A 19,734-nucleotide genomic window follows, 5' to 3' on the forward strand; every position below is an offset into this window, starting at 1 on the left:
AACAGTCATGTCTTCTACGCAAACAGCTATTCCTTCGGGACCGTCGAACCGCCGCGCCAGCCGCAGCGTGCTGGTCGCGCACGGCCAGCGCAAGATCTGGGTCGGCGGCGACGCGCCCGTGGTGGTGCAGTCGATGACCAACACCGACACCGCCAACGCGATCGAGACGGCGATCCAGATCCGCGACCTGGCGCGCGCCGGTTCGGAGCTGGTGCGCCTGACGGTGGACCGTCCGGAGGCCGCCGAGGCGGTGCCGTACATCCGCGAACAGCTGGACAAGATGGACGTCGACGTGCCGCTGGTGGGCGACTTCCACTACAACGGCCACACGCTGCTGAACGATTATCCGGAGTGCGCCAAGGCGCTGTCGAAGTACCGCATCAATCCGGGCAACGTCGGCAAGGGCGCCAAGCGCGATACGCAGTTCGCGCAGATGATCGAAGTGGCCGCGCGCTACGACAAACCGGTGCGCATCGGCGTCAACTGGGGCAGCCTGGATCAGGCGCTGCTGGCGCGCATCATGGACGAAAATGCCGGCCGCGCCGAACCGTGGAGCGCGCAGGCGGTGATGTACGAGGCGCTGATCACCTCCGCCATCGAGAATGCCGTGCGCGCCGAGGAACTGGGCCTGGGCCGCGACAAGATCATCCTGTCGTGTAAAGTCTCGGGCGTGCAGGACTTGATCGCCGTCTACCGCGAGCTGGCCAAGCGCTGCGACTATCCGCTGCACCTGGGCCTGACCGAGGCCGGCATGGGCAGCAAGGGCATTGTCGCCTCGACGGCGGCGCTGTCGGTGCTGCTGCAAGAGGGCATCGGCGATACCATCCGCATCTCGCTGACGCCGGAGCCGGGCGGCGACCGCACCAAGGAAGTGGTGGTGGGCCAGGAGATTTTGCAGACCATGGGCCTGCGCAAATTCACGCCGATGGTGATCGCGTGCCCGGGTTGCGGCCGCACCACCTCGACCACCTTCCAGGAGTTGGCGGACAATATCCAGACCTATCTGCGCGACTCGATGCCGGAGTGGAAAAAGACCTATCCGGGCGTGGAGGCGATGAACGTGGCCGTCATGGGCTGCATCGTCAACGGTCCGGGCGAATCGAAGCACGCCAACATCGGCATCAGTTTGCCGGGCACCGGCGAATCGCCGGCGGCGCCGGTGTTCGTCGACGGCGCCAAGTTCGCGACCCTGCGCGGTGAGCGCATCGTCGAGGAATTCCAGGAAATCGTACTGAATTACGTCAAGAAGAACTACGGTAACTCCGTCGCAGCCGTTTAAAAAGAATTGAAGAAGATCGAAATGTCCGAAAACAAAAAAGCTGAAAAGATCACCGCCGTCAAAGGCATGAACGACATCCTGCCGACCGATTCGCATCTGTGGCAGCTGTTTGAAAACACCGCGCAATCGGTCGTGCAAAGCTACGGCTTCCAGCAGATCCGCACGCCGATCGTCGAAGACACCGCGCTGTTCAAGCGCGCCATCGGCGCCGTGACCGATATCGTCGAGAAGGAAATGTACTCGTTCACCGATTCGATGAACGGCGACGAGCTGACCCTGCGCCCGGAAGGCACGGCCGGCGCGGTGCGCGCGGTGATCGAGCACAATCTGGTCTACGAAGGCCCGAAGCGCCTGTGGTACACCGGCCCGATGTTCCGCCACGAGCGTCCGCAGCGCGGCCGCTACCGCCAGTTCTACCAGTTCGGCTGCGAAGCCGTCGGCTTCAACGGCCCGGACGTCGACGCCGAATTGATCATGATGTGCCGCCGCCTGTGGGATGACCTGGGCCTGGAAAACATCCGCCTCGAACTGAACTCGATCGGCGACGTCGAAGAGCGCGCGCGCCACCGCGTCGACCTGATCGCCTACCTGGAAAAGCACGAAGACATCCTCGACGCCGAAGCCAAGCGCCGCCTGCACACCAACCCGCTGCGCATCCTGGACACCAAGAATCCGGCGATGCAGGAGATGGTCAATGGCGCGCCCAAGCTGATGGAATACCTGGGCGAGGAATCGCTGGCCCACTTCAACGGCGTGCGCAAGATCCTCGACCACAACAACATCCCGTACGTGATCAACAACCGCCTGGTGCGCGGCCTCGATTACTACAACCGCACCGTGTTCGAATGGGTCACCGACGCACTGGGCTCGCAAGGGACCGTGTGCGCCGGCGGCCGTTACGATCCGCTGATCGCGTCGTTCGGCGGCAAGCCGACACCGGCCGTCGGTTTCGCCATGGGTATCGAACGACTGCTGGAGCTGATGAAGGAAGCCGGCGAGCCGGAACAGCCTAACCAGTGCGACGTCTACCTGGTGCACCAGGGCGAGGCCGCACAGCTGCAAGCCTTCGTGCTGGGCGAACGTATCCGCGACGCCGGCCTGGATGTCGTCATGCACGCCTCGACCGCCAACGGTCCTGGCAGTTTCAAGACGCAGATGAAAAAGGCCGACGGCAGCGGCGCCTCGTTCGCCGTCATCATCGGCGAGGACGAAGTGGCCAACCACACCGCCACCGTCAAGGCGATGCGCGCGGAGGAGGGCGACATGCAGCAATCGACGGTGCCGTTCGACGACGCCGTCGACTTCCTGGTCGACCAGATCACCGGCAGCGGCGACCACCACCACCACGTGCACGACGAGCATTGCAATCACTAACCGGTTGCACTAAGCGACGTTTTTTTAACGCATTCATTAATCCTCTAGCAGACGAACTGACATGGCATACGATCTCGAAGAACAAGAACAACTCGCTACTCTTAAAGCTTGGTGGGAAAAATACGGCAACCTGACCTCGTGGGTGCTGATCGCCTGCCTGGCCGCCTATTCCGCCTGGGCGGGTTGGAACTACTATCAGCGCAACCAATCGAACCAGGCCTCGGCGCTGTACGAAGAACTGCAAACGGCCGTGCAAGCCAAGGACAACGTCAAAGTGCTGCGCGCCGCCGGCGACATGGAGTCGAAATTCGGCAGCACCACCTACGCGCCGATGGCCGCGCTGGTGGCCGCCAAGAGCAGCTTCGACGCCAACGACGTCAAGTCGGCCAAGGCGCAGCTGCAGTGGGCGATCGACCATGGCGGCGACGAGTTCAAGGCCCTGGCCAAGATTCGCCTGGCCGGCATCCTGCTGGACGAAAAAGCCTATGACGACGCGCTGAAGGCGTTGTCGGGCGACGTGGCGCCGCAATTCGCCGGTGCCATCGCCGACCGCAAGGGCGACATCCTGGCCGCGCAGAACAAGATCGCCGAAGCCCGCGCCGCTTACCAGGCCGCGCTGGACGCGACCGACAAGAAGAACCCGGGCCGCCAGCTGATCCAGCTGAAGTTCGAGGCCATCGGCGGCTCCGTGCCGGCCGACGCCAAAGACGCCAAAAGCGCCGCCTAAATAAGTCATGCCGCAAGGGCGCCGCGGCGCCCGCTTAGCTCTCCAGATCAAGGTTAAAAAATGCGTATTACCGAAAAAGTTATTGCTGCAAGTGTGTTCGCGATGTTGGCCGGTTGTTCCTTGTTTGGCTCGAAAGACACCAAGAACCAGCCGGCGCCGCTGGTGGAGCTCAAGGGCGGCATGGTGCCCAAGACCGTTTGGAAGTACTCGATGAACAAGGCCGGCACCGCCGTCTTTACGCCGGCCGTCGTCGGCGAGAGCGTCTACGTGGCCGACGGCGACGGCGTGCTGGCGCGCCTGGACGCGGCCACCGGCAAGGAAGCCTGGCGCATCAAGACAGGCGTCGATCTGACCGCCGGCGTGGGCAGCGATGGTGAAACCATCGTCGTCGGCGGCAAAAAAGGCGTGATCCTGGCGTACGACGCCAACGGCAAGGAACTGTGGAAGGGCCAGGCCAGCAGCGAAGTGCTGTCCTCCCCGGTGGTGGGCGGCGGCGTGGTGGTGGTGCGCAGCGTCGACAACCTGATCACCGCGTACGACGCCAAGACCGGCGCCAAAAAATGGAACGTGACGCGCACCACGCCGGCCCTGACCCTGCGCAATGCGCCGGGCATGACGATCAACGGCCCTAACGTGTACGTCGCCCAACCGGGCGGCAAACTGCTGGTGCTGGCCCTGGCCGGCGGTCTGCAGCGCTTCGAACTGGTGGTGGGCGAGCCGCGCGGCGCGACCGAACTGGAACGGGTGACCGACATCGCCGGCACCCCGGTGATCTTTGAAAAAGATGTTTGCGCCGTGTCGTACCAGGGCCGCGTGGCCTGCTTCGACGCCACCACCGGCGCGCCGCACTGGAGCAAGCCGACTTCGTCCGACGTGGGCGTGGCGGTGGATCAGCGTTTTGTATTCGTCTCCGACGACAAAGGCGAAGTTGCCGCCTATAGCCGCGAAAGCGGCGGCAACGCCTGGAAGAACGACAAGCTGTCGTATCGCCGCCTGTCGACCCCCGTGTCGTTCGGCCGCGCTGTGGCAGTCGGCGACTACCAGGGTTACGTCCACTTCCTGTCGCGGGAAGATGGTTCGTACATAGGTCGTGCCGCGACCGACGGAAGCCCGATCCAATCGGACCCCGTCATCGCCGGCGCGAATTTGATTTTTCAAACCCAATCAGGGACAGTGACCGCTCTCGCGGTCGAGTAATACAATGAAGCCGGTAATCGCACTAGTGGGTCGACCCAATGTAGGGAAATCGACCTTGTTTAATCGTCTGACCCGCTCGCGCGATGCGCTGGTGGCGGACTTGCCTGGGTTGACGCGAGATCGTCACTATGGCGAGGGCCGTGTCGGCGAACGTCCCTTCCTCGTCATCGACACGGGCGGCTTCGAGCCGGTCGCCAAGGAAGGCATCATGCATCAGATGGCCAAGCAGACCAAGCAGGCCGTGGCCGAAGCCGACATCGTCGTCTTCCTGGTCGACGGTCGCCAGGGCCTGACGCCGCATGACAAAACCATTACCGACTTCCTGCGTAAAAGCGGCCGTCCGGTCATGCTCGTCGTGAACAAGTCCGAGGGCATGCGCTACACCGCCGTCGTCGCCGACTTCTACGAGCTGGGACTGGGCGAGCCTTACTCGATCTCGTCGGCCCACGGCGACGGCGTCGCCGACCTGGTGGAGGAGGCGCTGAACCTGGCCTTCGCCCAGCGTCCGGAAGACCCGGAGGAATTGGACAAGGCCGACCACGGCATCAAGATCGCGCTGGTGGGCCGCCCCAACGTGGGCAAGTCGACCCTGATCAACACGCTGGTCGGCGAAGAGCGCGTCATCGCTTTCGACATGCCAGGCACCACCCGCGATTCGATCGAGATTCCGTTCGAGCGCGAAGGCAAGCAGTACACCTTGATCGACACGGCCGGTATCCGCCGCCGCGGCAAGGTGTTCGAGGCGATCGAGAAGTTCTCGGTCGTTAAAACGCTGCAGTCGATCTCCGAGGCCAACGTGGTCGTGCTGATGCTCGACGCCCAGCAGGACATCTCCGAGCAGGACGCCCACATCGCCGGCTTCGTGCTGGAGACGGGCCGCGCGCTGGTGATCGCCGTCAACAAGTGGGACGGCCTGCGCACTGACGAGCGCGACGAGATCAAGATCGATATCGACCGCAAGCTCGACTTCCTGTCGTTCGCCAAGATGCACTTCATCTCGGCGTTGAAGTCGCAGGGCATCGGTCCACTGATGAAGTCGGTCGATGCGGCCTACGCCGCCGCCACGGCCAACTTGTCGACGCCGAAGCTGACCCGCGCGCTGATCGAGGCGGTGGAAAAGCAGGAGCCGCGCCGCAAGGGTTCGATCCGTCCGAAGCTGCGCTATGCGCACCAGGGCGGCATGAATCCACCGGTGATCGTTATTCACGGCAACGCCTTGGACGCCGTCGGCGAGCCCTACAAGCGTTACCTGGAAAAACATTTCCGGGACACGTTCCAGCTGGTCGGCACGCCGTTGCGCATCGAGCTGCGCACCGGTAAAAATCCGTTCTCCAAGACGCCGGCTAAATAAGAAAAAAATAAGAGAATTTTGGCGCTTTTGTACGGGACTCCCCTGCAAAAATTGTCAAAACAGGTTACAGTGGCTTAGAAGCACCATTCCCGGCGTGGCGAGCGGTGTTTCAGCGGAAATCATTTGACTTTCGCTGGGCCACGTACTTGAAATCGCACTTGAAATTAAGCGTTTCGCCTCCAATTCCAACACAACAACATAAAATGGAGCTGTTATGAGCAACAAAGGGCAACTGTTACAAGACCCATTCCTCAATGCCTTGCGCAAAGAGCATGTTCCTGTCTCGATCTATCTGGTCAACGGCATCAAGCTGCAGGGCCACATTGAATCGTTCGATCAGTACGTCGTACTGCTGCGCAACACCGTTACCCAGATGGTGTACAAACACGCCATCTCCACGGTAGTGCCGGCCCGCGCCGTCAATCTCAACATTGAATCCGAAGCGGAATAAGCGCTTGCATCTCGGCTTCTTTCCAACTTGCCTGACCGTCTTATGCGCGCAGCTCTAGTCGGTATCGATTTCGGTCAGGGCGACTTTGCCGCCAGCGTCGAGGAACTGCAACTGCTGGCCCGTTCAGCAGGCGCGGAGCCTGTCACGACGATCACGGCAAAGCGTTCCTCTCCTGACGCGGCGTATTTCGTTGGCAGCGGCAAGGCCGACGAGATCGGTCTGGCCGTGCTCGATCACGCCATCGAAATCGTCATCTTCAACCACGCGCTGTCGCCGGCCCAGCAACGCAACCTGGAAAAGCGCCTGCAGATCCGGGTGCTCGACCGTACCAGCCTGATTCTCGACATTTTCGCCCAGCGCGCCGCCTCCCACGAGGGCAAGCTGCAGGTGGAACTGGCGCAGCTGCAGCATCTGGCCACGCGCCTGATCCGCGGCTGGACCCACCTTGAACGGCAAAAGGGCGGTATCGGCTTGCGCGGTCCGGGTGAGACGCAGCTTGAAACCGACCGCCGATTGATCGGCGAGCGGGTCAAGGCTCTGCGCGCGCGCCTCGGCAAGCTGCGCAAGCAGCACGAGACGCAGCGCCGTTCGCGTGGACGCAGCCAGACGTTCTCGGTGTCGCTGGTCGGCTATACCAATGCCGGCAAATCGACCCTGTTCAACGCGGTGACCAAGGCTGGCGTCTACGTCGCCGACCAGTTGTTCGCGACGTTGGACACGACCTCGCGCCGCGTCTACATGGGCCAGGAAGTGGGCAACGTGGTGTTCTCGGACACGGTCGGTTTCGTGCGCGAGCTGCCGCACCAGCTGGTGGCGGCGTTCCGCGCCACGCTGGAAGAGACCATTCACGCAGATTTGCTGCTGCACGTCGTCGACGCCTCGTCGCCGGTGCGCATGGAGCAGATCGAGCAGGTCAACCTGGTGCTCAAGGAGATCGGCGCCGATCATATTCCGCAGATTTTGGTGTGGAACAAGATCGACGCGGCCGGCCTGGAGCCGTCTGTGGAAAGGGATGAATATGCTAAAATTTCCCGCGTTTTCCTCAGCGCGCGCACCGGCCAGGGCGTCGATTTGCTGCGCGAGGCGGTGGTCGAATGGGCCAAGGCGGCGCCCGGCGCCAGGCTGAACCAGGCCTACCCGACAGGCGACACAGAAGAATTCGAAGAAGCGGATCTGGCGGACGAAGGGGAGGCAGCCGACGGCGACGCCGACTCCATCTCCGACTCGGAAGCAGATAGCAGTCCCACCCCTAATCACGTTGGATCACACTGATGCGTGTCTCCTCAATTATGAAACGTCTTGGCCTCAAGCCGTCGCTGAACGATCCCCGCTGGGGCTCGGACAAGAAGGACGGCGAGCCGCAAGCGAACGAAGGCAAAAAGCCTGGCGAAGGCCCCCCCGACATGGAGCAGCTGTGGCGCGATTTCAATCAGCGCCTCAATAGCTTCTTCGGCCAGAAAAAAGGTCCCGACGGTCCCAATAACGGCGGCCCCGCCGGTCCAGGCGGACCGCGTCCCGATTCGGCAGGCATGCGCGCCACCGCCGGCGCGGTCGGCGTGGTGGCCTTGCTGATCTGGCTCGCCAGCGGCTCGTTCATCGTGCAGGAGGGCCAGACCGGTATCGTCTACACCTTCGGTAAAGTGAGCCACACCACCGGCTCCGGTTTCAACTGGCGCTGGCCGTATCCGTTCCAGCGCGACGAGACGGTCAAGGTCTCGCAGATGCGCATGATCGAAGTGGGCTACCGCGGCAACGTCAAGAACAAGCAGACCGGCGAATCGCTGATGCTGACCGACGACGAGAACATCATCGACATGCAGTTCGCGGTGCAGTTCAAGCTGAAGGACCCGGTCGCATGGCTGATGAACAACCGCGATGAAGAGGAGACGGTGCGCCAGGTCGCCGAGACCTCGATCCGCGAAATCGTCGGCAAGAACAAGATGGACTTCGTGCTGTACGAGGGCCGCGACAAGGTCGCCTTCGAAACGCAGCAGCTGATGCAGGTGATCCTCGACCGCTACGCCTCCGGCGTGCTGATTTCGAACGTCACGCTGCAGGCGGTGCAGCCGCCGGAGCAGGTGCAGGGCGCCTTCGACGACGCCGTCAAGGCCGGCCAGGATCTGGAACGCCAGAAGAACGAAGGCCAGGCCTACGCCAACGACGTCATTCCGAAGGCGCGCGGCTACGCTTCGCGTCTGCTGCAGGAGGCCGAAGCCTATCGCTCGATGGTCACCGAAAACGCCACCGGTAACGCGGCCCGCTTCAAGCAGGTGCTGACCGAGTACCAGAAGGCGCCGGGCGTGACGCGCGACCGCATGTATCTGGAAACCATGCAGCAGATTTATTCGAGCGCCAGCAAGGTGATGGTCGACGCCAAGAGCGGCAGCAATCTGCTGTATCTGCCGCTGGACAAACTGATCGCCCAGGCGGCGGCCACCGACGCCACGGCGGCGGCCAAGGCGGCGACGCCACCGGCGACGGCGACGTTGCCGTCGGAAGTCATGCCATCGGTTGAAGTAACCCGCCAGCGCGATTCGCGCTCGCGCGAGTCCGGACGTGACCGGGAGGGTCGTTAATGAATCGCATAGCTAGTTCCCTCATTGCTGTTTTCGTCGCGTTGCTGTTGCTGTCGTCGATGGTGTTCGTCGTTGACCAGCGCAAGTACGCGATCGTCTTCGCGCTGGGCCAGATCAAGGAAGTCATCCGCGAGCCGGGGCTGCACTTCAAACTGCCGCCGCCGTTCCAGAACGTGCTGTATCTGGATAACCGCATCCTGACGATCGAGTCGGCCGACGCCGAGCGCTTCATCACCGCCGAGAAGATGAACATCTTGGTTGACAGCTTCGTCAAGTGGCGCATCGGCCGCAACGAAGGCCAGGCCAAGCTGTATTACGTCACCTTCGGCGGCGACGAGACCCGCGCGCGCGACCGCATGTCGGTCATCGTCAAGGCGGCGCTGAACGAGGAAATCACCAAGCACACCGTGAGCGAAGTCATTTCGGGCAAGCGCGGGCAGGTGATGGAGGCGATCCGCACCAAGGTGGTCCAGGAAGCGGCGCAGATCGGCGTCGAGATCATCGACGTGCGCCTGAAGCGCGTCGAATATGTCGAGCAGATTAACAACTCGGTGTACGAGCGCATGAAGGCCGAGCGCCTGCGCGTGGCCAACGAGCTGCGTTCGACCGGCGCCGCCGAATCGGAGAAGATCCGCGCCGACGCCGACCGTCAGCGTGCCGTGATCCTGGCCGAGGCGTATCGCGAAGCGGAAACGATGCGCGGCGAGGGCGACGCCAAGGCGTCGGCCATCTACGCCGAGGCGTTCGGCCGCAATCCGGAGTTCTACAAGTTCTATCGCAGCCTGGAAGCGTACCGCGCCACGTTCAAAAACCATGGCGACGTGATGGTGATGGATTCGAGCTCGGACTACTTCAAGTACTTCAAGAGCTCGGGCACCGGCGGCGCGCCGTCGGCACCGGCGGCGCCGAAGAAGTAAACCCGGCAAGCTTAAGCGAGACGCCCGCGTCCCAGCTTAAGGGTCGTACCCCAAGGGGTACGACCCTGCATGGCAGTGCGGGTTAAGCCGGCAATCAGCCTCCGCAGAGCCAATTTTTCCCTCCCCCCACGCATTTTCGCGTAAAATATCAGGTTCGGCCCGCCGCTTTTATGGCAGCGCCACGTTCGCCGCATTATTCGTTTTTTAATTTTTCCGTATCCAGTTTCCCATGCCGAATTGGCTTTTGCCCGAGAATATCGCCGACGTTTTGCCGTCGGAAGCCCGCAAGATTGAAGAACTGCGTCGTCTGATGCTGGATAACTTCCGTCTATACGGTTACGAACTGGTCATGCCGCCGATGCTCGAGTACGTCGAATCGCTGCTGGCCGGCGCCGGCAAGGACACCGATCTGCGCACCTTCAAGCTGGTCGACCAGATCTCCGGCCGCATGCTGGGCATCCGCGCCGACATGACGACGCAGGTGGCGCGCATCGACGCCCACCTGTTGAACCGCGACTCGGTCACGCGCCTGTGCTACGTCGGCAGCGTGCTGCACACCCGTCCTTCGGGCCTGCACACCACCCGCGAGCCGCTGCAGATCGGCGCCGAGATTTATGGCCACGCCGGCCTGGAAGCGGACGCCGAGATCCTCGAGCTGTCGCTGGCCTCCCTGGCGCTGGCCGGTTTCAACGAGGTGCGGCTGGACCTGGCCCACGCCGGCGTGCTGCGCGTGATCCTCGACGGCGACGCCAACGCGGCCAGGGATGAAGCGGCGCTGTACGCGCTGCTGCGCTCCAAGGACGTGCCGGGCCTGCAGGCGATCACCGCCAGCTACGCGCCGCAGGTGCGCGAGGCTTTGCTGGCGTTGCCGAACCTGTACGGCGACATCGAAGTATTGAAAAAGGCGCGCGAGACGCTGCCCGATTTGCCGGGCATGTCCAAGGCGCTGGCCGAACTGGCCGCGCTGGCCGCGTCCGCGCTGGGCCGCGCCGAAGTGGCGATCGACCTGGCCGACCTGCGCGGCTACCAGTACGAAAGCGGCGCGATGTTCGCGCTGTATGTGCCAGGCTTGCCGAACGCGGTGGCGCGCGGCGGCCGTTACGATCACGTAGGCGAAGCTTTTGGCCGGGCGCGTCCCGCCACCGGCTTCTCGCTCGACCTGCGCGAGCTGGCGCGCCTGCTGCCCACGGCGGAACGCAAGCAGTCGATCCGCGCTCCGTGGGGCAACGCGCCTGAATTGAAAGAAAAAATCGCCGAGCTGCGCAAGTCCGGCGAAGTCGTGATCCAAAGTATGCCGGGTCACAGCAGCGAGCTGGACGAGTTCGAGTGCGACCGCGCTCTGGTACTCGACGATAGTGGTAGCAACTGGATTCTTAAAAACTTAGGTTAGTGTGATGTCAAAGAAAAACGCAAAGAACGTCGTCGTCATCGGTACCCAGTGGGGCGATGAGGGCAAGGGCAAGATCGTCGACTGGTTGACCGATCATGCACAAGGTGTGGTCCGCTTCCAGGGCGGCCACAACGCCGGCCATACGCTGGTCATCGGCGGCGTCAAGACCGCGCTGCAGCTGATCCCGTCGGGCATCATGCGTCCGGGCGTGGCCTGCTACATCGGTAACGGTGTGGTGGTGTCGGTGCCGGACGTGCTGCGCGAAATCGACAAGCTGGAAAAAGTCGGCGTCGAAGTCGCGTCGCGCCTGAAAGTGTCGGACGCCGCTCCCGTGATCCTGCCTTACCACGCCGCGCTGGACCTGGCCCGTGAAGCCGCCCGCGGCGAAGCCAAGATCGGCACCACCGGCAAGGGCATCGGCCCGGCCTACGAAGACAAGGTGGCGCGCCGCGCCATCCGCGTCGCCGACCTGCTGAACGAAAAGCGCTTCGCCGAAAAGCTGGCCGAGAACCTCGACTACCACAACTTCGTGCTGGAGCACTACCTCAAGGCCCCGCGCATCGAATACCAGAAAACCCTGGACGATGCGCTGGCCTACGTGCCGCGCCTGCGCCCGATGGTGACCGACGTTTCAAGCGCGCTGTACGCCGCGCACAAGGCCGGCGCCAACCTGCTGTTCGAAGGCGCGCAAGGCTCGCTGCTGGACGTCGACCACGGCACCTATCCGTTCGTCACCTCGTCGAACTGCGTGGCCGGTAACGCCGCCGCCGGCGCAGGCGTCGGTCCGAACATGCTGCACTACATCATGGGCATCACCAAGGCCTACACCACCCGCGTCGGTTCCGGCCCGTTCCCTTCGGAGCTGCCGACCGATGCCGGCGTTGGCCACCACCTGGCGCAAGTGGGCCACGAGTTCGGCACCGTCACGGGCCGCGCACGTCGCTGCGGCTGGTTCGACGCCGCGCTGCTGCGTCGCTCGGTGCAGATCAACGGCGTCACCGGCATGTGCCTGACCAAGCTGGATGTATTGGACGGCCTGGAAACGCTCAAGCTGTGCACTGGTTACACCATCGACGGCGTGGCCGTCGACATCTTCCCGTCGGGCGCAGAGGAAGCCGCGCGCTGCGTGCCGGTCTACGAAGAAATGCCGGGTTGGACCGAAAGCACCGTCGGCGCGAAATCGCTGGCAGCGCTGCCGGCCACCGCCCGCGCCTACATCAAACGTATCGAAGAGTTGGTCGGCGTGCCGGTCGACATGGTATCGACCGGTCCGGATCGTGAAGAGACGATCGTTCTGCGTCATCCGTTCGAATAATAAGGAATTAATATGAGCGATCCGCAATCGAACGAAAAACACCTGTGGGTGTCCTGGGACGAATACCACCGCCTGATCGAGCGCCTGGCGCTGAAGGTCCATGAATCCGGCTGGAAGTTCGACATGGTCCTGTGCCTGGCGCGCGGCGGCGTGCGTCCGGGCGACGTCTTCTCGCGCATCTTCGACGTGCCGCTGGCGATCCTGTCGACCAGCAGCTACCGCGAAGAAGCGGGCACCGTGCGCGGTGACCTGGACATCGCCAAGTACATGACGATGACCAAGGGCCCGCTCTCCGGCAAGATCCTGCTGGTCGACGACCTGGCTGATTCCGGCGTCACCCTGATCAAGGTGATGAAGCATTTGAAGGACAACTTCGAAGGCGTCACCGATGTGAAATCGGCCGTGATCTGGACCAAGGGCAGCTCGGCCTTCAAGCCGGACTATCAGATGGAGGAACTGCCGCACAATCCGTGGATCCACCAGCCGTTCGAGGACTACGACGGTCTGCGTCCGCATCAACTGGCGGCGTGGATCAAAAAAGGCGAAGCGGCTCAATAAGCTGTTCGACCAAGGGAGCTTCGGCTCCCTTTTTTATTCAATAAAAAAAACATATGACCCAAGACTTCTTCCAGACCTTCATTTTGCTGGTTCTCGTGACCGACCCTTTCGGGAACGTGCCGCTGTTTGCCAGCGTGCTCAATCCGGTGCCGCCGGCGCGCCGTTCGCGCATCGTGATTCGGGAATGCGCGATCGCGTTTGTGCTGCTGTTGATCTTCATGTTCTTCGGCCGCCACTTCCTGGCGGCGCTGCATCTGTCGGAGGTGGCGCTGCGCATCGGCGGCGCGGTGATCCTGCTGCTGATTTCGATCCGCATGATCTTCCCGCATCCGGACGGCGTGTTGGGCCGCACCGATGGCGGCGAGCCGTTCATCGTGCCGTTGGCGATACCCGCGCTGGCAGGTCCGTCGGCGCTGGCCACGGTGCTGCTGTTCTCCAGCGAGAGCACCGGCGAGGTGATGGTGCACGTGGCCGCGCTGGCGGCGGTGGCGGTGGTGTGGCTGCTGGTGTTCCTCAGCGCAGAGAAGCTGCAGAAGGTGCTCGGCCCGCAGGTGATGACGGCGTTCGAACGCCTCATGGGCCTGATCCTGACGGCGATGTCGGTCGAGATGCTGCTAAGTGGGATCCGGGAGTTCGTCAAGACCCTGTGAGTTTTGACGGCGGCCGCCGCGCCGTCGTCAGCGCACAACGATGTCGGGTTTTCCGTAGCCCGGACTTGCTAGTTAAATTTGTCAAATATATAATTCCCATGGGAAATTCTTCGACATTTAACAATTACGCAAGCGGTGCACATCGCGGAAGGCAGGCATATGAAAAACTTGAGTGTGAAAACGCGCATGATGGGCGGCTTCGGCATCCTGTTGGTTTTGCTGATCACCATTTCCATTCTCGGCATCGTGAGCTTGTACAAGCTGAAGGCGAGTCTGACGGAAATCGTTTATGTGAATAGCGTGCAAAGCACGCTCGCCGTGGAGCTTCGCGCCAGCCAGCAGGACCGCTTTATCGCCGTGCGCAATCTGGCGCTGCTCAACGACATGCCCTCGATGCAGCTTGAAGTGGACCGAATCCGCACGCAGGAACTGGCGTATGCCGACGCCTATCAAAAGCTGGGAAAAATCCTCGACGACGACGCCGAAACCACCGCGAAGGAGCGCGCCTTGTTCGCGTCGCTGAAAGACGTCGAGGCGGCGGCGATGCCGCTGTTTAAGCAGGCGACCGAACTCGGACTTGCCAATAAACCGGAGGAGGCGACCGCGCTGCTGATGGGCGAGCTGCGCGCCAAACAACGCAATTGGACGGCCGTGCTGACCGAGCTGCAGGCGCTGGAAGAGCAGGTCAACCGCGACAGCGGCGAGGAGGCTTCCGGTATGGCCGAGGTCTCGAGCAAACTGATTATGGCCATGGCGCTGGCGGCGATCGCGTTTGCGCTGGCCACCGGCGTGTGGGTGGCGCGCAGCATCCTGGGTCAACTGGGCGGCGAACCGTCGCTGGCGCAGGACGTGGCGCGCCAGATCGCCGACGGCAATCTGGAGGTCCACGTGCCGCTGCAAGGCGATAGCGACAGCTTGATGGCGTCGCTCGAATCGATGCGCAAGCAGTTGAACGGCATCGTTTCGGGCATCAAGGCGTCGGCCAATTCGATCGCCGTCGCGGCGGCGGAAATCGCCGAGGGCAATGCCGACCTGTCGCAGCGCACCGAGGAACAGGCGTCGTCGCTGGAGGAAACCGCGTCCAGCATGGAGGAGTTGACGTCGACCGTGAAGCAGAACGCGCGCAACGCGCTTGACGGCGACAACCTGGTGCGCAACGCGTCCGGCATCGCTGTCGCCGGCGGCGAGGTGGTGCAGCGCGTGGTCACCAGCATGAGCGACATCTCGCGCAGCTCGACCAAGATCACCGAGATCATTGCCGTTATCGAGGGCATCGCCTTCCAGACCAACATCCTGGCGCTGAACGCCGCCGTGGAGGCGGCGCGCGCCGGTGAGCAGGGGCGCGGCTTCGCGGTGGTGGCGAGCGAGGTGCGCACGCTGGCGCAGCGCAGCGCCACGGCGGCCAAGGAGATCAAGGATTTGATCCAGGCTTCGGCCGGCTACGTGGCCGACGGCGCCGGTTTGGTGGACGAGGCGGGACGCACGATGGACGATGTGGTCAAGGCGGTGACCACGGTGCAGCACATTATCGGCGAGATCGTCACGGCGTCGAACGAGCAAAGCGCGGGCATCGAACAGGTCAACCAGGCCATCGTCCAGATGGACGCGGTGACCCAGCAAAACGCCGCGCTGGTGGAGCAGGCCACCGCCGCCGCGCAGTCGATGGCCGACCAGGCGCAAAGCCTGCGCGACGCCGTCGCCCGCTTCATCGTGGCCGACGATGGCGCCGGCGTATCGATGTCGGCGCGCCGTCCTGTCAGGCCGTCGCGCGCGGTGCCCGCGCTTGGCATGAGCCGCTAGTTGGAAGTCGAACACCGGCGGGACGGCATCGCGCCGCCCGCTGCCTTCAGCAGCCCGCCGGGCCGATGCGCGCGATGGCAAACTTATAAAAAAGTCTTTACAGTGCGCGGCGAACGCGAGTAGACTTTTCAAAACAGAATGTAACCGGTTACATTTCCATTAAAGTAATCGGTTATATTTTTTGACGCTGATGTAACCGGTTACATTTCCCGAAAGCAGCAAGCATGGCGATAACGATCAAGGACGTGGCGCAGGAGGCCGGCGTGTCGGTGGCGTCGGTGTCGCGCGCGCTCAACGGCCACGCCAGCATCACCGACGATACCCGCAAACACATCCTGACGGTGGTCAAACGGATGCGCTATATGCCGCACGTCGGCGCCCGCAGCCTGACCACCAGCTTCACCAACACCATCGGCGTGCTGCTGCCGGACCTGTACGGCGAGTTCTTCTCCGAGATCATTCGCGGCATCGACGTCGCCGCGCGCGCCCGTGGCCTGCACCTGATGGTATCGAGCCTGCACGGCGACGCCGACGAGGTGGCGCTCTCGATCCGCGCCATGCGCGGCCGCGTCGACGGTCTGCTGGTGATGTCGCCGCATGTGGACGCGGCGCTGCTGTCCGATAACCTGCCCGAAGACCTGCCGATCGTTTTGATGAGCACCGCCGCCGGCGGCACGCAATACGCTTCCATCTCGTTCGATAACTACAGCGGCGCCTACGCCATGGTGGCGCATCTGGTGGGGCAGGGCTACAGGCGCATCGCCTTCCTCGCCGGCCCGGCCGGTAACTTCGAGGCGCAGGAGCGCTTGCGCGGCTATCACGCGGCGTTGGCCACGCTCGAGCCGAACGCGGTGGCGCAGGTGTTCGAAGGCGACTTCTCCGAGGAGTCGGGGCAGCGGGTGGGCAAGGCGCTGGCCGTCGCAGCAAACCGCCCGGACGCGCTGTTCGCGGCCAACGACATGATGGCCATCGGCGCGTTGCTGGAGCTGCGCCAGCAAGGACTGGAGCTGCCGCGCGATATCGCGCTGGCCGGCTTCGATGATATTCGTATTGCGCGGTACGTCAGTCCGGCATTGACGACCGTTCGAGTCCCGATCGCCGATCTGGGCGTGCGGGCGTTGGAGCGCCTGCATGCGCAAATCGGTCAGTCCGGGAACACGCCGGTGAGCGCGCAGACACTGGCCGCCGAGCTGGTGGTGCGTGCTTCGACGGGAGGTAGTCAGCAAAGTTAGTAGTAGCTTCATGCCTTGGTAGTACACACAAAAAAAGTACACAAAAACAGGAGACAACCATGAACAACACCCAACGGCATAAGCCGTCCCTACGCCTGTCCGCAATGGCCGCAGCATTGGCCGCAGCACTATTGACAGCCATCCCCGCGCACGCGCAACTGAGTAGCGCGACCATTCAGGGCCAGGTCACCAGCGGCGCGGCGCCGTCGGCCGGCAACGCCGTTACCGCCACCAACCAGTCGAACGGCTACGTCTACAACACTGTCACGCGCGCCGACGGCAGCTACGTGCTGACCGGCGTCGCTCCGGGCACCTACCAGATCAAGGTCGGTGAACAGACGTCCGAACCGGTGACCGTTAGCGTCGGCCAGACCAGCCAGGTCAACCTGGCGCTGCAAAGCGGCGTGCAGCAAGTGGTGATCACCGGCTCCGCGTCGCGCCGCGATGTGGCAGGCTCCGAGGTCGGCACCTCCGTCTCGCGCGAACAGATCGAGAAGCTGCCGCAGGTGACGCGCAATTTCCTGTCCTTCGCCGATCTGGCGCCTGGCGTGCGCTTCAGTGTCGACAACAGCGGTAACGTCAAGCTGCAATCCGGGTCGCAGAACCAGGACAACGTCAACGTCTTCATCGATGGCGTCAGCCAGAAGAACAACATCCTGCGCGGCGGCGTCTCCGGCCTCGATACCAGCCGGGGCAATCCCTTCCCGCAATCGGCCATCGCCGAGTACAAGGTGATCGCGCAGAACTACAAGGCCGAATTCGACCAGGTGTCGAGCGCCGCGATCACGGCGATCACCAAATCCGGCGGCAACGAGCTGCATGGCGACGCGTTCTGGGACCACACCGGCACCAATCTCACGGCCAAGGATCCGTTCCAGAAGGAGTCGGAGCAGAAGGGTATCGGCCGGCCAAAATCTTCACAGGACCAGTACGGGATGACCTTGGGTGGTCCGATCAAGCAGGATGTGGCGCACTTCTTCATCGCCTACGAGGGCAAGAAGATCGACAGCCCGCGCCAGGTGATCGCCCAGCGCACCGACTTGCTGCCCAACGCGGGCATCGTGCCATCGCTGCTGTCGCAGCAGGGTTCCGCCGTATCCAAGTTCAAGGAGGATCTGTTCCTGGTGAAGGTGGACGCGCAGATCGCCAAAAACCAGCGTGTGGAAGCGACCGCGCGCATCCGGCGCGAAACCGACATGATTCCCGAGGACGTGAAGTTGAGCGTGCCGGAGAATTCCCTCAATCGCAGCAACGACGAAGACCGCCTGGACTTCAAGCATGAGTGGAGCAACGATAACTTCCTCAACGAGGCCCGCATCGGCTACGAGAAGTACAGCTGGAACCCACATTCGAACGCCAGCACGCCGTACATCAAATACCAGGTTTCGCCCAGCAATACGGATAACAACGTCGTCGATGTGATCATTGTCGGTGGCTCGCCGAACAACCAGTTCCGCGAGCAAAGCGGCCTGCTGTTCCAGGATGATCTGACCTACACCGGCAAGAGCGGACACACGATGAAGACTGGCTTGAAGGTCAAGCACATCACCTATGATTTGTCCGGCACAGCGCGTGCCGTCGAAGTGCGTACCGAACGAATCGACACGGTGACAGGTCTGGCTAGCCTGATCCGGTCGCAGGAGCCGATTCCTGCGAACGGCGTGGAGTTCTCCAACAACCAGTACGGTATTTACTTCCAGGACGACTGGCAGGCAACGGACAAGCTGCTGCTCAATCTCGGCATGCGCTACGACTACGAAGACAATATGCTCAACGACAGCTACGTGACGCCGGCCGACCGCGTGGCGATCTTCGGCCGGCAAGATCCCCGGGAGGGGGCGCCCGCCGGTCAAACTTATTCCCAGTCGCTCGCCAAGGGCGGCGTCAACATCGGCGACTACATCAGCACCGGCAACAGCCGCAAGGCTTTCAAGAAGGCCTTGGCGCCGCGTCTCGGACTCTCTTATGACATCAAGGGTGACCGCGCGTCCGTGCTGTTTGCAGGTTGGGGGCGGGCATACGACCGCACCATCGCCAATCACGCCCTGGACGAAGCGCAAAAGAACGCGCAGACGGGTGGCGAAATCTGGATGATCAAGAACGATCACAAAATGGCTTATACCGACCAATGGAGCTTCGGCCTGCGCCAGGCATTGGGGATTTGGAACGGCGAGGCGGGCTACACCAACTCGCGCAGTCGCAACCAGTTCAACTGGTTCGGCGGCAACCGCGATGTCAACGGTGGGTGGGGCAACGCCAGCCCGATCGATCCGCTGTTCGATTCCATTCCAGGCTATCAGACACTGGTGCTCGGCGACTTTGTCTCGCAGGCGAAAACCGAGTCGGCTTATCTGAAAATGGACAAGCCTTACACCAAGGCTTCCACTTGGAGCCTGGGCGCGACATACACCTATAGCAAGGGCGAGACCACCAACAAGGAATGGACCAACGAGATTTTCAACTGGACTTATGGACGTTATGCCTCGGCCTGGAATCCATCAAGAGATGTCGAGCGTCACCGTCTGGTTGTCGCCGGCGTTTCCGATGGCTGGCTGCCGTGGGGGCTGATGTTATCCGGTAAGGTGACCTTGGGTTCCGGCCTGCCTTACCGCATCACCGATTGCTCGACCGGCTTCAATCAATGCGTGTCCGTCAAAGGCGATGGCGACCGGTTCCGCCAAGTGGATGTCGGGCTGTCGAAGGAGGTGGGCTTCCGCTTCGGCCGCGTGTCGCTGCGGGCCGACGTGCTCAATCTGTTCAACAGCATCAACTACGGCGGTTATGACGGCTGGGGCGGCGGCCCGGGCAATCCACAGAACCGGGTCGGGGGTGATAACAGAAATCTCGGCGTGCCCAACTCCATGGGCGGCCAGATGCGCACCCTGAAGTTCAGCGCGCGCTACGCGTTCTGAGGAGG

At 62.7% G+C, this 19,734-nt stretch carries 15 protein-coding genes and 2 pseudogenes; all 17 read left to right on the plus strand.

What is annotated here, in order from left to right:
• The first annotated feature begins 7 nt into the window (after window positions 1-7).
• The 17 genes and pseudogenes from ispG to NHH73_10180 all read left to right on the plus strand — a co-directional run bounded on the left by ispG (window position 8) and on the right by NHH73_10180 (window position 19,729).
• The gene (gene ispG, locus NHH73_10100) at window positions 8-1,279 is read left to right on the plus strand and encodes a flavodoxin-dependent (E)-4-hydroxy-3-methylbut-2-enyl-diphosphate synthase (GenBank protein ID USX28606.1); all 1,272 of its coding nucleotides are present in this window, start codon (window positions 8-10) and stop codon (window positions 1,277-1,279) included.
• Between the two features lie 21 nt (window positions 1,280-1,300).
• Window positions 1,301-2,653, plus strand: coding sequence for a histidine--tRNA ligase (hisS, locus tag NHH73_10105; protein ID USX28607.1), 1,353 nt, complete (start codon window positions 1,301-1,303; stop codon window positions 2,651-2,653).
• Window positions 2,654-2,714: 61 nt separating this feature from the next.
• Entirely contained in the window at window positions 2,715-3,380 is a 666-nt protein-coding gene (locus NHH73_10110) for a tetratricopeptide repeat protein (protein ID USX28608.1), read from the plus strand.
• A gap of 60 nt (window positions 3,381-3,440) precedes the next feature.
• Window positions 3,441-4,577, plus strand: coding sequence for an outer membrane protein assembly factor BamB (bamB, locus tag NHH73_10115; protein ID USX28609.1), 1,137 nt, complete (start codon window positions 3,441-3,443; stop codon window positions 4,575-4,577).
• Between the two features lie 4 nt (window positions 4,578-4,581).
• Entirely contained in the window at window positions 4,582-5,928 is a 1,347-nt protein-coding gene (gene der / locus NHH73_10120) for a ribosome biogenesis GTPase Der (GenBank protein USX28610.1), read from the plus strand.
• A gap of 214 nt (window positions 5,929-6,142) precedes the next feature.
• Window positions 6,143-6,379 (plus strand): RNA chaperone Hfq, encoded by a 237-nt coding sequence (gene hfq, locus NHH73_10125; GenBank protein ID USX28611.1) that lies wholly within the window; start codon window positions 6,143-6,145, stop codon window positions 6,377-6,379.
• A gap of 42 nt (window positions 6,380-6,421) precedes the next feature.
• On the plus strand, window positions 6,422-7,651 hold the full coding sequence (hflX, locus tag NHH73_10130) for a GTPase HflX (protein ID USX28612.1): 1,230 nt from the start codon (window positions 6,422-6,424) through the stop codon (window positions 7,649-7,651).
• Window positions 7,652-7,668: 17 nt separating this feature from the next.
• A complete protein-coding gene (hflK, locus tag NHH73_10135; GenBank protein USX28613.1) occupies window positions 7,669-8,955 on the plus strand; it encodes an FtsH protease activity modulator HflK in 1,287 nt (428 codons plus the stop codon).
• Window positions 8,955-9,872: a protease modulator HflC gene (gene hflC, locus NHH73_10140; protein ID USX28614.1), complete on the plus strand. Its 918-nt coding sequence runs from the start codon at window positions 8,955-8,957 to the stop codon at window positions 9,870-9,872. The genes hflK and hflC overlap by 1 nt, the downstream gene beginning before the upstream one ends.
• Before the next feature lie 229 nt (window positions 9,873-10,101).
• Window positions 10,102-11,262, plus strand: coding sequence for an ATP phosphoribosyltransferase regulatory subunit (locus NHH73_10145; protein ID USX28615.1), 1,161 nt, complete (start codon window positions 10,102-10,104; stop codon window positions 11,260-11,262).
• Window positions 11,263-11,266: 4 nt separating this feature from the next.
• Window positions 11,267-12,577 carry an adenylosuccinate synthase gene (locus tag NHH73_10150; GenBank protein ID USX28616.1) on the plus strand — a complete coding sequence of 437 codons (1,311 nt, stop codon included), beginning with the start codon at window positions 11,267-11,269 and terminating at the stop codon, window positions 12,575-12,577.
• A gap of 12 nt (window positions 12,578-12,589) precedes the next feature.
• Window positions 12,590-13,135, plus strand: coding sequence for a phosphoribosyltransferase (locus NHH73_10155; GenBank protein USX28617.1), 546 nt, complete (start codon window positions 12,590-12,592; stop codon window positions 13,133-13,135).
• 53 nt (window positions 13,136-13,188) lie between these two features.
• Entirely contained in the window at window positions 13,189-13,785 is a 597-nt protein-coding gene (locus tag NHH73_10160) for a MarC family protein (GenBank protein USX28618.1), read from the plus strand.
• Window positions 13,786-13,974: 189 nt separating this feature from the next.
• A pseudogene (locus NHH73_10165) lies at window positions 13,975-14,439 on the plus strand (MCP four helix bundle domain-containing protein).
• 195 nt (window positions 14,440-14,634) lie between these two features.
• Window positions 14,635-15,585: pseudogene (locus NHH73_10170) on the plus strand (methyl-accepting chemotaxis protein).
• Window positions 15,586-15,809: 224 nt separating this feature from the next.
• On the plus strand, window positions 15,810-16,817 hold the full coding sequence (locus NHH73_10175) for a LacI family transcriptional regulator (protein ID USX28619.1): 1,008 nt from the start codon (window positions 15,810-15,812) through the stop codon (window positions 16,815-16,817).
• Between the two features lie 59 nt (window positions 16,818-16,876).
• Window positions 16,877-19,729 (plus strand): TonB-dependent receptor, encoded by a 2,853-nt coding sequence (locus NHH73_10180; protein USX28620.1) that lies wholly within the window; start codon window positions 16,877-16,879, stop codon window positions 19,727-19,729.
• The last annotated feature ends 5 nt before the right edge of the window (window positions 19,730-19,734 follow it).

This window comes from Oxalobacteraceae bacterium OTU3CINTB1 (genome assembly GCA_024123955.1).
Taxonomy (GTDB): Bacteria; Pseudomonadota; Gammaproteobacteria; order Burkholderiales; family Burkholderiaceae_D; genus Rugamonas.

Excerpts from the sequence above, each read along its gene's own strand:
- bamB (USX28609.1), top strand. The coding sequence starts at position 3,441 with ATGCGTATTACCGAAAAAGTTATTGCTGCAAGTGTGTTCGCGATGTTG.
- ispG (USX28606.1), top strand. The coding sequence starts at position 8 with ATGTCTTCTACGCAAACAGCTATTCCTTCGGGACCGTCGAACCGCCGC.
- hfq (USX28611.1), top strand. The coding sequence starts at position 6,143 with ATGAGCAACAAAGGGCAACTGTTACAAGACCCATTCCTCAATGCCTTG.
- NHH73_10160 (USX28618.1), top strand. The coding sequence starts at position 13,189 with ATGACCCAAGACTTCTTCCAGACCTTCATTTTGCTGGTTCTCGTGACC.
- NHH73_10150 (USX28616.1), top strand. The coding sequence starts at position 11,267 with ATGTCAAAGAAAAACGCAAAGAACGTCGTCGTCATCGGTACCCAGTGG.
- hisS (USX28607.1), top strand. The coding sequence starts at position 1,301 with ATGTCCGAAAACAAAAAAGCTGAAAAGATCACCGCCGTCAAAGGCATG.
- hflK (USX28613.1), top strand. The coding sequence starts at position 7,669 with ATGAAACGTCTTGGCCTCAAGCCGTCGCTGAACGATCCCCGCTGGGGC.
- NHH73_10155 (USX28617.1), top strand. The coding sequence starts at position 12,590 with ATGAGCGATCCGCAATCGAACGAAAAACACCTGTGGGTGTCCTGGGAC.
- NHH73_10110 (USX28608.1), top strand. The coding sequence starts at position 2,715 with ATGGCATACGATCTCGAAGAACAAGAACAACTCGCTACTCTTAAAGCT.
- hflX (USX28612.1), top strand. The coding sequence starts at position 6,422 with ATGCGCGCAGCTCTAGTCGGTATCGATTTCGGTCAGGGCGACTTTGCC.
- NHH73_10145 (USX28615.1), top strand. The coding sequence starts at position 10,102 with ATGCCGAATTGGCTTTTGCCCGAGAATATCGCCGACGTTTTGCCGTCG.
- NHH73_10175 (USX28619.1), top strand. The coding sequence starts at position 15,810 with ATGGCGATAACGATCAAGGACGTGGCGCAGGAGGCCGGCGTGTCGGTG.
- NHH73_10180 (USX28620.1), top strand. The coding sequence starts at position 16,877 with ATGAACAACACCCAACGGCATAAGCCGTCCCTACGCCTGTCCGCAATG.
- der (USX28610.1), top strand. The coding sequence starts at position 4,582 with ATGAAGCCGGTAATCGCACTAGTGGGTCGACCCAATGTAGGGAAATCG.
- hflC (USX28614.1), top strand. The coding sequence starts at position 8,955 with ATGAATCGCATAGCTAGTTCCCTCATTGCTGTTTTCGTCGCGTTGCTG.